7 protein-coding genes, 1 tRNA gene and 1 other RNA gene are annotated in these 15,761 nt (G+C 72.0%); 4 read left to right on the top strand and 5 right to left on the bottom strand.

The window, feature by feature from the left end; translation table 11 throughout:
* Nucleotides 1-322 precede the first annotated feature (322 nt).
* The 3 genes from purD to ffs form a co-directional block, all read right to left on the bottom strand.
* Nucleotides 323-1,576 (bottom strand): phosphoribosylamine--glycine ligase, encoded by a 1,254-nt coding sequence (gene purD / locus OIC96_RS25130; protein WP_330305677.1) that lies wholly within the window; start codon nt 1,574-1,576, stop codon nt 323-325.
* 226 nt (nt 1,577-1,802) lie between these two features.
* Complete coding sequence (locus OIC96_RS25125) at nt 1,803-4,061, bottom strand: DNA polymerase III subunit gamma and tau (protein ID WP_330305678.1); 2,259 nt, start codon at nt 4,059-4,061, stop codon at nt 1,803-1,805.
* 82 nt (nt 4,062-4,143) lie between these two features.
* Nucleotides 4,144-4,242: signal recognition particle sRNA small type (gene ffs, locus OIC96_RS25120), an RNA gene on the bottom strand.
* 95 nt (nt 4,243-4,337) lie between these two features.
* On the opposite strand from ffs, the gene OIC96_RS25115 reads away from it, so the two are divergent.
* From OIC96_RS25115 to OIC96_RS25105, 3 genes are all read left to right on the top strand, one after another.
* Nucleotides 4,338-4,425: transfer RNA gene (locus OIC96_RS25115), tRNA-Ser, on the top strand.
* Nucleotides 4,426-4,721: 296 nt separating this feature from the next.
* Nucleotides 4,722-7,148 carry a helicase C-terminal domain-containing protein gene (locus tag OIC96_RS25110; protein ID WP_330305679.1) on the top strand — a complete coding sequence of 809 codons (2,427 nt, stop codon included), beginning with the start codon at nt 4,722-4,724 and terminating at the stop codon, nt 7,146-7,148.
* A gap of 62 nt (nt 7,149-7,210) precedes the next feature.
* Nucleotides 7,211-8,632: an ATP-binding protein gene (locus OIC96_RS25105; protein WP_330305680.1), complete on the top strand. Its 1,422-nt coding sequence runs from the start codon at nt 7,211-7,213 to the stop codon at nt 8,630-8,632.
* Between the two features lie 89 nt (nt 8,633-8,721).
* Here OIC96_RS25105 and OIC96_RS25100 read toward each other — a convergent pair whose 3' ends face one another.
* On the bottom strand, nt 8,722-9,387 hold the full coding sequence (locus OIC96_RS25100; RefSeq protein WP_330305681.1) for a class I SAM-dependent methyltransferase: 666 nt from the start codon (nt 9,385-9,387) through the stop codon (nt 8,722-8,724).
* 136 nt (nt 9,388-9,523) lie between these two features.
* Here OIC96_RS25100 and OIC96_RS25095 point away from each other — a divergent pair, with 136 nt between their 5' ends.
* Entirely contained in the window at nt 9,524-11,053 is a 1,530-nt protein-coding gene (locus OIC96_RS25095; RefSeq protein WP_330305682.1) for an FAD-dependent monooxygenase, read from the top strand.
* A 99-nt stretch (nt 11,054-11,152) separates the two neighbouring features.
* Here OIC96_RS25095 and OIC96_RS25090 read toward each other — a convergent pair whose 3' ends face one another.
* Nucleotides 11,153-15,682 carry a CHAT domain-containing protein gene (locus OIC96_RS25090; protein ID WP_330305683.1) on the bottom strand — a complete coding sequence of 1,510 codons (4,530 nt, stop codon included), beginning with the start codon at nt 15,680-15,682 and terminating at the stop codon, nt 11,153-11,155.
* Nucleotides 15,683-15,761 lie beyond the last annotated feature (79 nt).

The raw sequence follows: 15,761 nt of genomic DNA, 5'->3' as shown, positions 1-15,761 counted from the left end.
GGCGTTGCTCACTCCCCCACTGTGGCACCCGCCACTGACATCGCAATGCCGGTGGGCCAAGTGCCGGAACGCTTTCGCCGCACCCTAGTTGGGGCCCCGGCCCCCGTCAGCCGGATGGGGCATCGGTCACCCGATGGAATGGCTTTGGGGAAAGGTGGATGACGGTGGGCGATGATCAGGCCCCCGTTTCCGTACAGAAATCCATGCGGCCCAGGCTGTGCCCAGTCCGTGCGCCGTCCGTGCGCCGTCCGTGCGGAAAGGCCCCGGATTCCTTGCGGGATCCGGGGCCTGGCGGCGCGTCGAGCGGTCGGGTGCCGGGGGCTTACGCCTCCGCCGCCACCTTCGCCGCGATGTCCGTGCGGTGCTGCGAACCGTCGAGACCGATACGGGCGACCGCCGTGTACGCGCGGGCGCGGGCCTCGGTGAGGTCGGTGCCGGTCGCCGTGACGGAGAGCACTCGGCCACCCGCGCTCACCACCGCGTCACCGTCACGCTTGGTCCCGGCGTGCAGGACGTAGGCGTACGGGGCGTCCTGGGCCGCGACCTCGTCGAGTCCGGTGATCGGGTCACCGGTGCGCGGGGTGTCGGGGTAGTTGTGCGAGGCCACGACCACCGTGACGGCCGCGTCGTCGCTCCAGCGCAGTGGCGCCAGGTCGGCGAGGGTGCCGTTCGCCGAGGCCAGCAGCACAGCCGCGAGCGGGGTCTTCAGGCGGGCGAGGACCACCTGGGTCTCCGGGTCGCCGAAGCGGGCGTTGAACTCGATGACCCGTACGCCACGGCTGGTGATCGCCAGACCCGCGTAAAGAAGGCCGGAAAACGGTGTGCCGCGGCGGCGCAGTTCGTCGACGGTCGGCTGGAGGACGGTCTCCATGACCTCCTCGACGAGCTTCGGGTCCGCCCAGGGCAGCGGCGAGTACGCGCCCATGCCGCCGGTGTTCGGGCCCTCGTCGTTGTCCAGCGCGCGCTTGAAGTCCTGGGCGGGCTGCAGCGGGACGACGGTCTCGCCGTCCGTGATCGCGAAGAGGGAGACCTCGGGGCCGTCGAGGAACTCCTCGATGACGACGCGGTCGCAGGCGTTGGCGTGCGCGCGGGCCTTGTCGAGGTCGTCGGTCACGACCACGCCCTTGCCGGCCGCGAGACCGTCGTCCTTCACGACGTACGGGGCGCCGAAGGCGTCCAGCGCCTCCTCGACCTCCTCGGGCGTCGTACAGACGTACGAGCGCGCCGTCGGAACGCCCGCACCCGCCATCACGTCCTTGGCGAAGGCCTTGGAGCCCTCCAGCTGCGCGGCCTCCTTCGAGGGGCCGAAGACGGGGATTCCCGCCGCGCGCACGGCGTCGGCGACCCCCGCGACGAGCGGGGCCTCCGGGCCCACGATCACCAGCTCGGCGCCGAGCTCCGTGGCCAGCGCGGCCACGGCGGCGCCGTCGAGGGCGTCGACCGCGTGCAACTCGGCCACCTCCGCGATGCCTGCGTTCCCGGGGGCGCAGTACAGGGCGGTGACGTCGGGGTCGAGGGACAGGGAACGGCACAGGGCGTGTTCGCGGGCGCCACTACCGATGACAAGGACCTTCACGGGGTCAGCCTAACCGTCGGGGGTGGGTGCCTTTGTGGGGGCTTCCGAAGAGAGGGGCGTGCGGGGCTGGTGGGATCCTCTAAAGGAAGGCGGTGCCGGCGGGTGAAGCGGTCGTACGCGGGTGGGGGCGGACAGGAAGGCGGCGTACGCCGATGGAGGCGCCGGAGAGCGCTCGTGAAGTAGCTGCACGCCGGTGAAAGCCCCGCTACTCGCCACTCGCCACTCGCTACTCGTTGGAGAACTCCTCCATCACCGTCGCCCCCAGCTCGCGGACGATCAGGTCGTGGCCCGAGAGGGCGGACTCGTCGAGGTCGGGGTCGTCGTCCTCGGGGATGTCGTCCTCGGGGGCCACCGGAGGCGGTTCGGGAGCCGGAGGACGGGTCGGTGTCGGGGCGGGCCCGGTCGGGGCGTGGCCTGCGGAGGGGCTGCCCTGGGGAGCCGCGGGGCGTGCGGCAGGAGCCGGTGGCTGCTGGGGCGCGGGGCGCGCGGCGGCCGGAGCCCCGCCGTAACCCCCGCCGCCGTAGCCGGAGCCGGCCGGAGGCGGCGGTGCGGAGCCGCCCGAGGCGTCGACGATCGCCTCGATCCTCCACTGGAGGTTGAACTGCTCGGCCAGCGCCTGTCGCAGCACCTCCTCGCTGCCGCTGCTCGCGAAGTTGTCCCGCGCGCCCGCGTTGACGAAGCCGATCTGCAAAGTCGTACCGTCGAAGCCGGTGACCTGCGCGTTCTGGCTGAGCAGGATCCAGGTGAACCGGCGGCGGTTCTTCACCGCCTCCAGGACGTTCGGCCACAGCGTGGTGAAGTCGATGCCGCCGCTCGCGGGAGCCGCCGGAGCGGCGGGAGAGGCAGCTACGGGCGCGGGGGTGGCCGCGGCAGGAGAGGGCGCGGGCGCACTCGGCGTCGCGGCCGGAGGCTGTCCCCCGCCCGCGGGGGTCGCCGTCGGCCATCCGCCTGGGCGTCGGCCACTGCCCGCTGCCGTCGCGGTGGGCCAGGCGCCGGGCGCCGGCGCCGGCGGAGCAGCGGCTGGGGGTGCGGCGGCCGGGGCCTGTGGCTGCGCAGCCACAGGCGGGGCCGCCGGAGCGGCGGGGGGCGCACTCGCCGCGGGGGCCGAGGGAGCCACGGAAGCCACGGGCACGGCCGGCTCGACGCTCTGCGGGGTGGCCCCGCCAGGCCCAGGACCGGCCCCGCGCGCCGCGGCCCGGGCCGCGGCGGCCCCGCCCCCGGGCGGAACCGGCGGAGCCCCCGGAACCGAAGCGACCGGCGCCGCGCCGTGTACCTCGGGCCCGGGCACGTACCCCATGACGGGTGCGCCACCGCCGCCGGAGAAGTTCACACCGCGCTCGATGCGGTCCAGCCGGGCCATGACGGACCGCTCGTCCCCGTACGCGGCGGGCAGCATCACGCGCGCGCAGATGAGTTCGAGCTGGAGCCGGGGCGAGGTGGCGCCGCGCATCTCCGTCAGCCCCTCGTTGACGAGGTCGGCGGCGCGGCTCAGCTCGGCGGCGCCGAAGACTCCGGCCTGGGCCTGCATGCGCTCCACGACATCGGACGGGGCATCGATGAGCCCCTTCTCGGCGGCATCGGGCACGGCCGACAGAATCACCAGATCCCGCAACCGCTCCAGCAGATCGGCGACGAACCTCCGAGGGTCATTGCCGCCCTCGATCACCCGGTCCACGATCTCGAAGGCCGCGGCGCCGTCCCCCGCGGCGAACGCCTCGACCACCGAGTCCAGCATCGACGCGTCCGTGTACCCGAGCAGCGAGGTCGCCATGGCATACGTCACACCGGCGTCGCCCGCGCCCGCGAGCAGCTGGTCCATGACGGACATGGAGTCACGCACGGACCCCGCACCGGCCCGTACGACCAGCGGCAGCACCCCGTCCTCGACGGGGATGCCCTCGCGTCCGCAGACCTCGCCGAGGTAGCCCCGCAGGGTTCCGGGCGGCACGAGCCGGAACGGGTAATGGTGGGTCCGCGACCTGATCGTCCCGATGACCTTCTCGGGCTCGGTCGTGGCGAAGATGAACTTGAGATGCTCGGGCGGCTCCTCGACCACCTTCAGCAGGGCGTTGAAGCCCGCCGGGGTGACCATGTGGGCCTCGTCGATGATGTAGATCTTGTACCGACTGCTGGCGGGCCCGAAGAAGGCCTTTTCTCGCAGGTCACGAGCGTCATCGACACCACCGTGCGAGGCGGCGTCGATCTCGATGACGTCGATGGAACCCGGCCCGTTGCGCGCGAGATCCCGACAGGACTGGCACTCCCCGCACGGGGTGGGCGTGGGCCCCTGCTCGCAGTTGAGACACCGGGCGAGGATTCGTGCGCTGGTCGTCTTCCCGCACCCGCGCGGACCGCTGAACAGGTACGCGTGATTGACCCGGTTGTTCCGCAGCGCCTGCTGCAACGGGTCGGTGACATGCTCCTGCCCGATGACCTCGGCGAACGACTCCGGGCGATAGCGGCGGTACAGCGCGAGAGACGACACGCATACGAGGTTATAGGCGCCCACTGACAACGAGCACCGCTCGCTGACGACGACAGGGACCGCTCACCGGCACATCCCCGCAAACGCAAGCGCCCCCCACGCACCCGCCAGAGCCAACCTACCCTTGCTGCCTTCCGGCCCTGGGGGAGTTCAGTCAGATAGCGCCACGTGAGGGGCTCCGCACAGGGTACCCGATCTGAGCGGGAGGAACGAACGCGATCTGAGCGGGGGGAACGGGTTCGCGAGCACTCCTCAACGTCTTGTATTGTTTGCGGCGGAGGATTCGCCTAGAGGCCTAGGGCGCACGCTTGGAAAGCGTGTTGGGGGCAACCCCTCACGAGTTCGAATCTCGTATCCTCCGCCAGTGCCTCACCGGGCACGATGTCGAAGGGCCCCACCGTTCGCGGTGGGGCCCTTCGACGTGTTCTCAGCCCTCGCTGTCCTGAGTTTTTTGTCCACAGCGGGTGTTTCCTGGGGTCCCCAGATGGCCCTTCGCGCCGCGATCGCGGCAGTCCCCCGAGGCGCCGACGCCCACTAAGGGGTGACCTGTCTGCATGCGACCCTGCGGATCATGAGGATGCGCCATCCTTGAACCCGGCGCCGGACCGGCTCCGGCCACGCTGCGGCGCTCGTACTCCGGTCTGACGAGGTGCACCCCACATGACGTCCCGATCAACGCTGGTTACGTGGCTGGGCAGCCTCGACGGCACTCGACTGGCACGCGTGCTCGTGACACGGAAGGACGCCGTGTCCCCTCCAGAGCCACGCTCACTGGGGGAACTGGCGGACCGTCTTCAGCGTCCCGGGTCGGTGTCGCTGGCCCTGCCACGGCTCGCGCTGCCGTACCTGCAGGCGGCCGAGGCACTGGCGGCGCTGGGGGCACCCGCGTCGCGTGATGCCCTGGCGAAGCTGCTGGGAGCGGCGGACGAGGAAGCCGCTCGCGAGCTGAACGTTGTGCTGGGGGTACTGGCCGATCATGCTCTGGTCTGGCCGGATGGCGCGGAGAAGCTCCGCATGGCCGCACCGCTGCGGCAGGCATGGGACGCGCCTCTGGGGCTGGATGCTCCGCTGAAGGAGCTGCTCGCGGGCACGACCTCCGACGAACTGCGCAGCATGCTGGTGGCACTGGGAGTCAAGCCTCCCGGCACCAAGCCACAGCGAATGGTCGCTCTGGTGGAACACCACGGCGACCCGGAGCAGATCGCCGCGCTGGTCGCGAAGGCTCCTACTGCGGCCCGGAAGTTGCTCGAACGCCGAGCGGAGGCCACTGCGAGGCAGCCTGAGTTCATCATGTTCGGGGCTCCCGGCCCCGGCCTCGAATCGGGCACGCAATGGGCACTGGACCGGGGGCTCCTGGTCCAGGACCGTCATCGCTACGGCCCGGCCCGTATGCCTGTCGAAGTGGCGCTCGCGCTGCGCGGGCCCTCCTGGCACGCCCCGTTCCATCCCGTCCCACCTTTCGCCCCGCTGGTGCCCGTCACCCCGGCAGAGGTGGATCGCGAAGCGTCGGCCGCGGCCACGGCGTTCGCCGCTCACGCCGTCTCCGTCCTGTCGGCCTGCGCGGCGGCCGCGCCGGCCCGGCTGAAGTCCGGCGGGATCGGCGCACGTGAACTGGTCCGGATCGGCAAGGCCGCCCAGGCCGAAGACGCCGTCGTACGCATCACCCTCGAGACCGCGTACGTTGCCGGGCTGCTGGGCCGGGACGGCGATCACATGGCATCCACCGACGCTTATGAGGCCTGGGCGGAACAGGAACCGTCGGAGCAGTTCGCCGTACTCCTTCGAGCATGGCGGAACCTGCCGCTCACCCCCACCCGGGCTCGTGACGAGGACAACAAGGCGCTTCCGGCCCTCGCCGGCGCACCGCCCTGCGACGGCTGCCTGCAGGCTCGCGAGGGGCTGTTGGCCGCAACCGGCCTGCTCCCGACAGGTCAGGGCTTGAGGGCCGCCTCGGATCTCGGGCCGCTGATCGCCTGGCACCGTCCACTCGCCGAGTCGTCGCCCCAGGACCAAACGCCGTTCGCCGCCGCGATCCGTGAGGCCGAACTGCTCGGCGTACTCGCTCGTGGTGCCCTGTCCCCCCTCGGCGCCCACCTGCGGACCGACGACATGCAGGAACTGGGCACCACGTGCCGGCGGCTGCTGCCCCCGGCCACCTCAGCGGCCCGAATCGGCGCCGACCTCACCGCCGTCGTCACGGGCACACCGTCCGCGCGGCTCGCCGCGCTCCTGGACTCCGTCGCCGACCGGGAGACCAGCGGCACAGCGTCGGTGTGGCGGTTCAAGGCCGGCAGTATCCGCCGGGCCCTGGACGCCGGCCGCACCCCCACCGACATCACCGCCGAGCTGGCCGCTGTCGCCGCCGGGCCCCTGCCACAGCCACTGTCGTATCTGATCTCCGACGCCGCGCGCCGCCACGGGCGGGTGCGCATCGCCCCGGCCGCCTGCGTCCTCCACGGCGACGAGCCCGCGCTCCTGGCGGAGATCGCCGCCCACCGGGGGCTCACCAAGCTGGGACTACGACAGCTGGCGCCGACGGTACTGGTCAGCCGCAGCCCGGTCGACGCGACCCTCGCCGCGCTCCGAGCCGAGGGATACGCCCCTGTCGGCGAGACGGCCGAGGGAACGGTACGCATCGACAGAACCCGGCCTCGGCGGGCCGCCGTTCCCGTGCCGGCCCCACGCGGCACCAGCGGAAGGAGCAGCTTCCGGATCACGGCCACCGTCACGGCGAAGGCGCCGGCCGCCGTCGACCCGAGCGCCTTGGCGGCCCGACTGCTGGCCGCCCCGCCGAATGCTCCGGATCCGGCACCGTTCGACGGAGGGGTGCCCTTCGGCACGGACACCGAGGAGATCGTCTCGTCGTGGGCGAAACTCCTGCCCTACACCGATGTCCGCCAGCTCGCCCATGCCATCGACACCGGTCGGGCCATCACCGTCGAATACGTCGCCACCTCGGGCAACCGGACCGTACGTACCCTCAGCCGCCTCGCGCTCGACCCGCCCTATCTCGAAGCCTGGTGCCACCTGCGGGACGCCGAACGCGTCTTCACCCTCTCGCGCATCCACAGCATCATGCCCGAGTAGGGCAAGATGGTAACAATGGAGATAGTATCTCCAGCGATACTATCTCCCACGGGGGTATTCCCATGCGTCGTTTCATCGGACGGGACCGGGAGCTGAACGTGCTCCGCAACGCCCTGCAAGCCGTTGGCGATGCCGTCGGGTCAGCGAAGCCGGGCCAGTGCATCCTCATGCGGGGGCGGCGGCGGGTCGGCAAGTCCAGCCTCGTCGAGGAGTTCCTCCGGCGCACCGAGACGCCGTACCTTTTCTTCACCGCTGCGGGCGGAACGGCGGAGGACGAACTGACGGAGTTGCTCGACGCCGTCGCCAGATCCACGCTCCCGGAGCGAGGGCTGTTCTCGGAGGAGGCCCCGGAACAGTGGAACGCCGCATTCAGACTGCTTGCGGAGGTCCTGCCCGACGACAGCCCGAGCGTCGTCGTCATCGATGAGGTTCCGTATCTCATGGACCGCATCGACGCCTTCGAGGGCATGCTCCAGCGCACATGGGACCGGCTGCTCAGCCGCAAGCCGGTGCTCCTCCTCCTGGTCGGATCCGACCTGTCGATGATGGAGGCGCTGAACAGCTACGACCGCCCCTTCCACCAGCGGGGCCGGGAAATGGTCGTGGGGCCGCTGAACCCGGCCGACATCGGCGAGATGCTCGGGCTTGAGCCGGCGGACGCCTTCGACGCCGCCCTGATCACGGGCGGCCTCCCGCTGATCTGCGCGGAGTGGCGGGCCGGAGCGGATGTCTGGGAGTTCCTCCGCGACTCGCTGGACAACCCGATCTCGGCGCTGCTGGTATCCGCCGAGCGCTCACTGGCCGCTGAGTTTCCACCGCAGGCGATGAGCCGGGAAGTGCTGCGGGCCATCGGAAGCGGGGAGCGAACGTTCACCAACATCGCGCGCGCCGCCGGCGGCATCGCCCACACCACTCTCACTCGAGCCACGGATGTCCTGACCGAGAAACGGGCGGTGGCAGCCGAGTTGCCACTCTCGATGCGGCCGTCGAAGGAACGCCGCTACCGGGTGGCCGACCCTTACCTCCGGTTCTGGCTCGCGTTTCTGGATCCGCACATGGCGGAGATCGAGCGGATGCGGGGAGATCTCACTCTGAGCCGGATCAAGGAGCAGTGGACGAGCTGGCGGGGCCGCGCGATCGAGCCCCTGGTCCGGGAATCCCTGGCCCGTCTCCTGCCGGACGGGCTCCTGCCCGCCGCCCCGGCGATCGGCGGGTACTGGACCCGCAGCAACGACGTCGAAATCGACTTGGTGGGCGCCGACCGACAGCCCGTGGCCAAGCAGTTGCTCTTCCTCGGCTCGGTCAAGTGGCTGGAGACTTCCGCGTTCGACAGCCACGATCTGGCCGCGCTGCAGAAGCACCGGGCGGCGATCACCGACGAGCCCGTTCCACTCGTGGCGGTCTCCCGCAACGGGATCAGCTGTTCCGGGCTCCAGGCGGCATACGGCCCCGAGGAATTGCTCAGCGCCTGGCACAGGGCGTGAGCAGGGACCGGCCCCCCGCTGGTTGCAATTCTGGTTGCATCACGATGTCGAAGGGCCCCACCGTTCGCGGTGGGGCCCTTCGACGTATGTCACCGTGGCACGGTCTGCGTGACCCGCCACAGTCGGCGCGGCAGGCCGCCCTCCTCGAAGGGGTGGACCTCGTGAAGGATCCAGCCTTCGGCGAGGTGGTCGACCAGGGAGCGCGGGAAGAAGTGGACGGCGAAGCCGCCGTGCTCCCAGATGTCGTCGCCGTGCCCCGTACCGGCCCGGTAGTGCGCGTCCCCGGTGTGCCGGACCGTGTAGACGAACGCGCCGCCCGGCCTCAGCACCCGGCGGACCTCGGTGACCAGGGCGTGGATTTCCCGGGTGGAGAGAGCCATGCACAGCAGCATGTGAGCGAAGACCGCGTCCACCGATGCATCCGGGAGCGGGAGCGGCCGGCGGACGTCCTGCACGTGAGTGCTGACCCGTTCGGCGACGCCTTGAGCGTGGGCGGCCTCGTGCAGCTGGTCCAGGCCGACCGGGCTGAAGTCGGTGGCCAGCACGGTGAAGCCCTCGCGGGCGAAGAACAGGGCATCGCGGCCGTGCCCGGCGCCCAGCTCCACAACCTCACGGGCGCCGGCGGCCCGGAATACCTCGGCGGCGTGGACGGCCGGTTCGGACGGCTCCTCGCCGTACATGCCGGGGTGCTCGCCGTAGGTCCGCTGCCAGTGCTCTCGCTGGGCTCCGGCCAGCTCCTGCCCGTCCTCCGACATGCTGATGTCCTTCTCCCTCATGGCCGCGTCAGCGGTGCGATCCGCATCGGCCCAGCAGGCGCGGTGGCCCTCGGCCCCATGATCGCCCGTACGGCGAACGGGAAGCATCGAGACGGCCGAGCACTACCGTGGACTCATGACGGCTCCTCTGGACGTGCTGGTGGTCGGCGCGGGGCCCACCGGGCTCGCCCTCGCCGCTCAGCTGCGGACCTACGGAACCACTTTCCGGATCGTCGACCGCTCACTGGACCGGGTCCACGAGTCGCGCGCGCTGGCCATCCAGCCACGCACCCTGGAAGCGCTGGCCCCGTTCGGGGTGACCGACGAACTGGTCGGACGCGGCAACCCCGCGATGCGGGTGAGGATGCATCTGCCGCAGCGGGTGGTGCAGATGCCGTTGTTCGACATCGGGCTGGCTGACACCGCGTACCCCTTCGTGCTGTTCCTCTCGCAGGCGGAGACCGAGAGCGTCCTCTCGGAGCATCTGAGGGGCCGGGACGTGGACGTGGAGCGGGGCACGGAGGTGGTCCGTCTGGAGCGCACGGGCTCGTCCGTCAGCTGTCGGCTCCGGCACGGCGACGGCACCGAGGAGGCCGTAGCGGCGAGGTACGTCGTGGGCTGCGACGGTGCGCACAGCACGGTGCGGGCCGAGGCGGGCATCGGCTTCGAGGGGTACGCCTACCCGCAGAGCTTCCTGCTCGCCGACCTGGAAGTCGACGGGCTGGAGTCCGGGGCGGTGCACGCGTACATGACCGGGGCAGGGGTGCTGCTCTTCTTCCCCCTTGGGACGCCGGCCACCTGGCGGATGCTCGCGATGCGACCGCCGGGCGCCCCGGACACCAAGCTGACTCTGGGGCTCCTGCAGGAGATCACCGACCGGTACACCAGCGACCGGCTGGCGTTGCGCGACCCGGTGTGGATGACCGACTTCCGCCTCCACAACCGCGCGGCCGCCCGCTATCGCTCGGGGCCCTTCTTCCTCGCCGGGGACGCGGCCCACATCCACAGCCCGGCAGGCGCCCAGGGCATGAACACCGGCATCCAGGACGCCCTCAACCTGGGCTGGAAACTCGCCCTCGTCTGCCAGGGAAGGGCTCCGGAGGAACTGCTGGAGACATACGAGGCCGAGCGCGCCCCGGTCGCCCGCAGAGTGCTGCGCTTCACCGACCGCGCGTTCACCATCGGCACCAGCAGCAACCCGGTCATCCGCTTCGCCCGTACGCGACTCGCGCCGCGCCTGGCTCCATTGGCGCTGCGTGCGAACGGGCCGCGCGGGCGGGTCTTCCGTACGGTGTCTGAGCTGGGCATTCACTACCGGCGCAGCCCCGCCACCACCGTGGGCCCACGGCCGCCGAGGCGCGGACCGCGGCCGGGCGACCGTCTGCCCGACCTCCCGCGCGGGCTCCAGGCACGGACCGCGGGACCGGGTTGGCACCTGCTGCTGTCCGGGCCTCCCGAGATCTGGAGCGATGAACATCTCGCCTCTGCCCTGTGCGGCCGCGACGACATGATCAGCGTGCACCGGCTCGGCGGGGAGAGTCCATGGCCGACCGTGGTCCACGGGCTCCTGCGCCCTGATGGGTACTTCGGCTACGTCACTGCCGGGACGCACCTGGAAGGGCTGCGCGACTACCTCGATCGTTGGCTGCCCGCCCGACAGAGTTGACGCGTGTGCGGGGGCGCAGTCGACCCCTGAGTCACCCATAGGCCGAGTCAACGGTGCCGGCCACCACGCTTGGAGGGTCGGGCCACCCGCACGGTGCGGTCAGGTGCCCGCGTGGACGTACGCCGCCCAGACATGCGGGCGGTCGGGGATGCGGTGGCGGAGTTCTCGGACGGTGTGGTGCAGGGCGTGGGCCGAGGTGTCGGTGCCAGGGGTTGTCATGCGGTCGTAGAAGGCGCGGGTGACGTGGTCCGCGTGGGTGCTGTCGATCTCCCAGAGGGTGCCTACGGCGGTGGGGAAGCCGGCGAGGAGGAAGGCGCTGGTGATGTGGATGGCCTCGTCGGCGAGCCGCTCGGAGGCGCGGGCGGTGCCGCAGGCCGCGAGGAAGGCGAGGCGGGCCGACCGGGGCCGGGCGCGGCAGATTTCGAGGACGGACAGGTGCTCGCCGCTGGGCAGGTGCAGCAGGGCGCCCGAGGGTTCCGTGGGGTCGGTGGCCGCGTGGCAGCCGAAGTGCGCCCAGGGGGTGGCGCCGAGCGCGGCGAGTACGGCCTCGCGGGTGGCGGCGGCACCGACCAGCGGCTCGTGCGCGCCGAGCAGTCCGGCGGCGTAGCCGGCCGCCGCCGCGACGCCGGGCAGCTCGTCCTCGGGGGACGCGACGAGCAGGGCGCCGCCGTTGTCGGCGGTGTCGCGGTGCCCGGCCCGGGTGCGCGCGTACGCCAGGGTCTGGAATCCGGGGACGTACGACGAGACGACGGCGTCCAGCGCGGCGCCGCAGCCGTCGAGTGCGCAGTCGGGCAGCGTGCACTGGGCCGCGTGCAGCGGCAGGGCGTTGAAGGCGCCCGTGGGCACCCACCAGATGCGCGGCCAGCTGCCTTCGTCGGGAACGGGCGCGCTTGACCCGACCAGATCGAGCACCGGGCGCACGATCTTGTGCCAGGTCCACGCCAGCGTACGAGAGAGCGTGGCGCCGGCGGCGATGAGCTGCGCCGGGGACGGTCTCGACCGGCCGCGTGCGTTGATGGCGTCGACGGCGTCGCCGAGTTGTCGGGCCGTTTCGGTGATCTCGTCCGCGTCGGGTTCGAGGTGCAGGGAGGTGATCGACTCCGCCGTCACCACGAGGGCGTGGCACGCGCCCTGGGTGTGGTTGAGCACGACGATCGGACCGTCGGCCGCGAGCAGGCGCAGTTGCCCGGCGGAGAGCGGGCGCAGAAAACCGTCGAACCCCGGCTGGGCGCGGATGCGGTCGACCAGCTCGTCGAGTTCGCGTGACGCGCGGAGCCCCGCGAGCCGGGCCCGTTCGGCGTGCCCGGCGGGGGCCGGATCGGATACGCCGGGTGTGCCGAGCACGTCGGGTATGTCGGCCTCGGTGGCGAGCAGGTCGGTCAGCCGCTCGAACTCGCGAGCCAGCGCGGGATGCGCCGACCGTACTTCGCCGATGTCGGCGCGGGCCTCGATCCGCCGTGCCAGCAGCAGCCCGCGCCCGCGTTCGAGCAGCTCGGTGGTGCGGTCGACGTCGGGCCCCGCGACGATACGGAGCTTGCGGGAGAGGGCGGCGGCATCGGGCAGGGCATCCGGCACACGCTGTTCCCGCAGGGCGGTCTGGAAGTCGTCGAGGGCGCTTTTGACGTCGTCGGCGAAGGCGCTCACCTCGGTGGCGGCCTGGCGGCCCTGGACCGTCAGGAGGATCAGCTCGACGATCCGGCGGATGTCCCCCTCGAACGAGGTCAGACCGTGCTCGGCGGACTGCTGGTCGCTTCCCCGGTCGGTGACGTCCGCCATGGCTTCGATGGCCGCTTCGAGGTGGGACAGGGCCAGCTCGACACTGCCGTTCTCCCTCCCCAACGCACCGGCCGCGGCGCCGAGTTCCCCGTGCGCCCGGAACCACGTCGGGAGCATGGGGTCGCGCAGCGCGGTGGGGTCGGCGCTGCCGGACAGGCGGGTTCCGAGAAACGCCATCATGGCCTCGACGGCGTTCGCCGGCGCCCGGGAGGGGGTCATGGGCGGCCCGTCCGGCAGGGAGAGCCGAGGCAGGCGTCCTTTCCCGATGACACCGATGAAGACGCGCATCGTGTCGGCCCAGCCGTCGGGTGCCTCCCCCTCGACGCCGCTGATCACCTCGTTGGCCTCGGCCGCCAGGCGCGCCGCGTGCTCCGGATCGGCGCGGCGCACCGCGACGGAACGCTGGGCCAGCGCCCGCATGAACGTGGAGGCGGTGAACAGCCGCATCGGGTGGCCCGCCGGACACGCCTCGAACGTGCTCCGGCACTGCTCGACCAGCTCGTCGGTGATGTCGGGCTTGGGGCCGCCGCCGGGCCCCAAGGTGTCGACCAGGTTGAGCAGGGCGTCGCCCAGCACGTCGAGCCCCGGCAGACGGTCCCCGTCCTGGGCGTCCGCTCGGCCGGTGAGTTCCTTGAGCCGTCGCGCGAACTCCCGGGCCCGTTCGAGCTGGGCCGGTTCGTGGCCGATCAGGTAGTTCTCCACGGCGTTGGTGAATTCGGTACGGGCCGACAGCACCTCCACCTCGAAGTCGGTGAGTTCCCCTTCGGCCACCGCCGCTTCGACGCCGGGCGATGACCCGTCAGCCGCCGCGGCGAGCAGTGCCGCCGCCTCCCGCGCCCCTTCCGCGTCGAAGCGCCCGAACGACCAGGCCGTGAGCGCGCCGGCGAGGACCCGGTCGATCCCGTCGAGCCCCTCGGTGACGCCACCGGCGTCGGACGCGTGCGAACGCGCCTGACGCAACAGCGGGACGGCCTCGTCGAGCGGGGCGAGATCGCCCTGCTGGGAGCTCTGGGCGGAGAGCGCGCTGCCGAGCGCCCCGGCCAGCAGCGCCTGTATCGAGGGGTCTTCCTCGCCGAGGTCCGCGAGCAGTTCCCGCATGACCACGATGTCGGCGTCGAGGTGATCGGGGTCGTCGAGCCGGACGTCGTCCATGCGGGACACGAAGGAGACCAGCCTGGTCAGGTCGCGCAGGTCCTCCGCACCGTCCGGCTCGTCCGCGTGGATCGCCGCCATGGCGACGGGCAGCGCGGCGTCGAAGAGGCCACGGCGCAGCAGGCCGAGCGGCAGGAAGCCGTCCGGGGCGGCGGCCGCCACCTCGTCGGTCAGCGACCGGGATTCCGCCGTGAGCGCGGCCGCCCTGGCGGGTTCGGCCTCCCGCAGGGCCTGCGCGTGCGCTCCCGTGAGGGCGGCCAGCACGGCGACATAGGCGTAACGGTGCGGGCTGTCGGCGGGCAGGCCGGCCAGGGCGGCACGGTAGCGGGCGATCCGTTGATCGGAGACCACGCCGGAGTGCGCGGATCGCCTGGAATCTCTGGAGTCCTTGGAGTCCTTGGAGTCCCTGGAGTCCCTGGAGTCCCTGGAGTCCCTGGAGTCCCTGGAGTCCCTGGAGTTTTCCGCCTGCCCCGACTGCCCCATGATCACGCTGACCATGTCGAGGATTTCGAGGTCGATGTCCGGGGCGGGTGCGGACTCCCCGTCGCCCGGGGCGCGTTCCCTGAGCTGCTCGACGAGGTGGCCGAGCAACGGCCCCGCCTGCTGCCGGCGGCCCGGATCGTCGTCCTCGATCAGCTCCGTCAACCCCCGGACGGTGGTGAGGAGTTCCTGGTCCGCTCCGGGGAAAGCGGCGAGGGTTTCCGCGTCGGCGCCGTTCAGCAGGCGCGTCACGTCGACCGTGGCGAGCAGTTCGGCCGCCTCACGTGCCGCCTCCCGTGCCACCGCGTCGTCGCCCCGCTCCTGGGCGAAGGCCGCGAGCGTCCGGCTCAGGGCGGCGGTGGCGAAGGGATGGGCCGGATGGTCGGCGGGGGTGTGGGCGAGCGCCGCGCGCAGCCGCCGGGCACCGCAGACGATCCGGCTCGCGTCGTGCTCACGTATGCCTGCGTCGGCGATGACCGAGCCGACGCGCAGGTCCATCTCCCCCGGCCAGGCGGCCGGTTCGGCGTCCAGCTCACGCAGGAAGCGCAGCGCCTCGGCGCCCTCCGGGGTGAGCGCGCCCTCCGGGGCCGCCGCCACCAGCCGCTCGACCTCGCCGAGCGGGGGTTCGCCGAGCAGCCGCGCGGCGTCCAGGACGGTCCCGAGGGCGACCGCCGCCGCCTCCGCTCCCTCCGGGCCGGCGGAATCCAGCCCTTCGCACACCGCCCCCGCGTACCGGGCGGCGACGGCGAGCGCGTCCGGGTCCGCCGCGAGCTGGAAACGCGCCGCGTGGAGCCCGAGGCTGTGGAACGCCAACTCGACGAACCCGTCGTGGCCTTCGGGCAGGAGCTGATGCGCCGTATCGGACCAGGCGAGCGCACGGTCCAGCGCGGCCAGCCGGCCGGCATCCCCGTACGCCGGACTGTCGCCGACAGCCTCCCCGTACGCCGAACTCACGAGGTAGGCGAACCGCGCCTCGTGCCCCGGATCGGCAGGGTCGAAGCCGTCCCGCAGCGGCTGCGGAAGCTGCGCGTCGGCCGGCACCTGCGGGCACAGGAATCCGAACGTGCTCAGCGCGATCAGCACGTTTCGCTGGGCGTCCGGGTCCTCGGGGCCCTGATGGCGGAGAAAGAACGTCCAGCAGACGGCGGCGACCCCGTCGAGGTCGATCGTTCCCTCGGGCGACGGCGCGGCCTCACGCAGCAGGGCCAGCGCATCGCTCACCGCGTCCTCCCCGCGCAGCGGCGCGGGATCTCGGGCGTTCTGAGCTGCTAAGAGACGGGCGATCACTCGATCCTGAAGC

This window comes from Streptomyces sp. NBC_00775 (assembly GCF_036347135.1).
GTDB classification, from domain to species: domain Bacteria; phylum Actinomycetota; class Actinomycetes; order Streptomycetales; family Streptomycetaceae; genus Streptomyces; species Streptomyces lutosisoli.
Note: the sequence above shows the minus strand (reverse complement) of the source record. Positions and strands in the feature narration are given on the sequence as shown.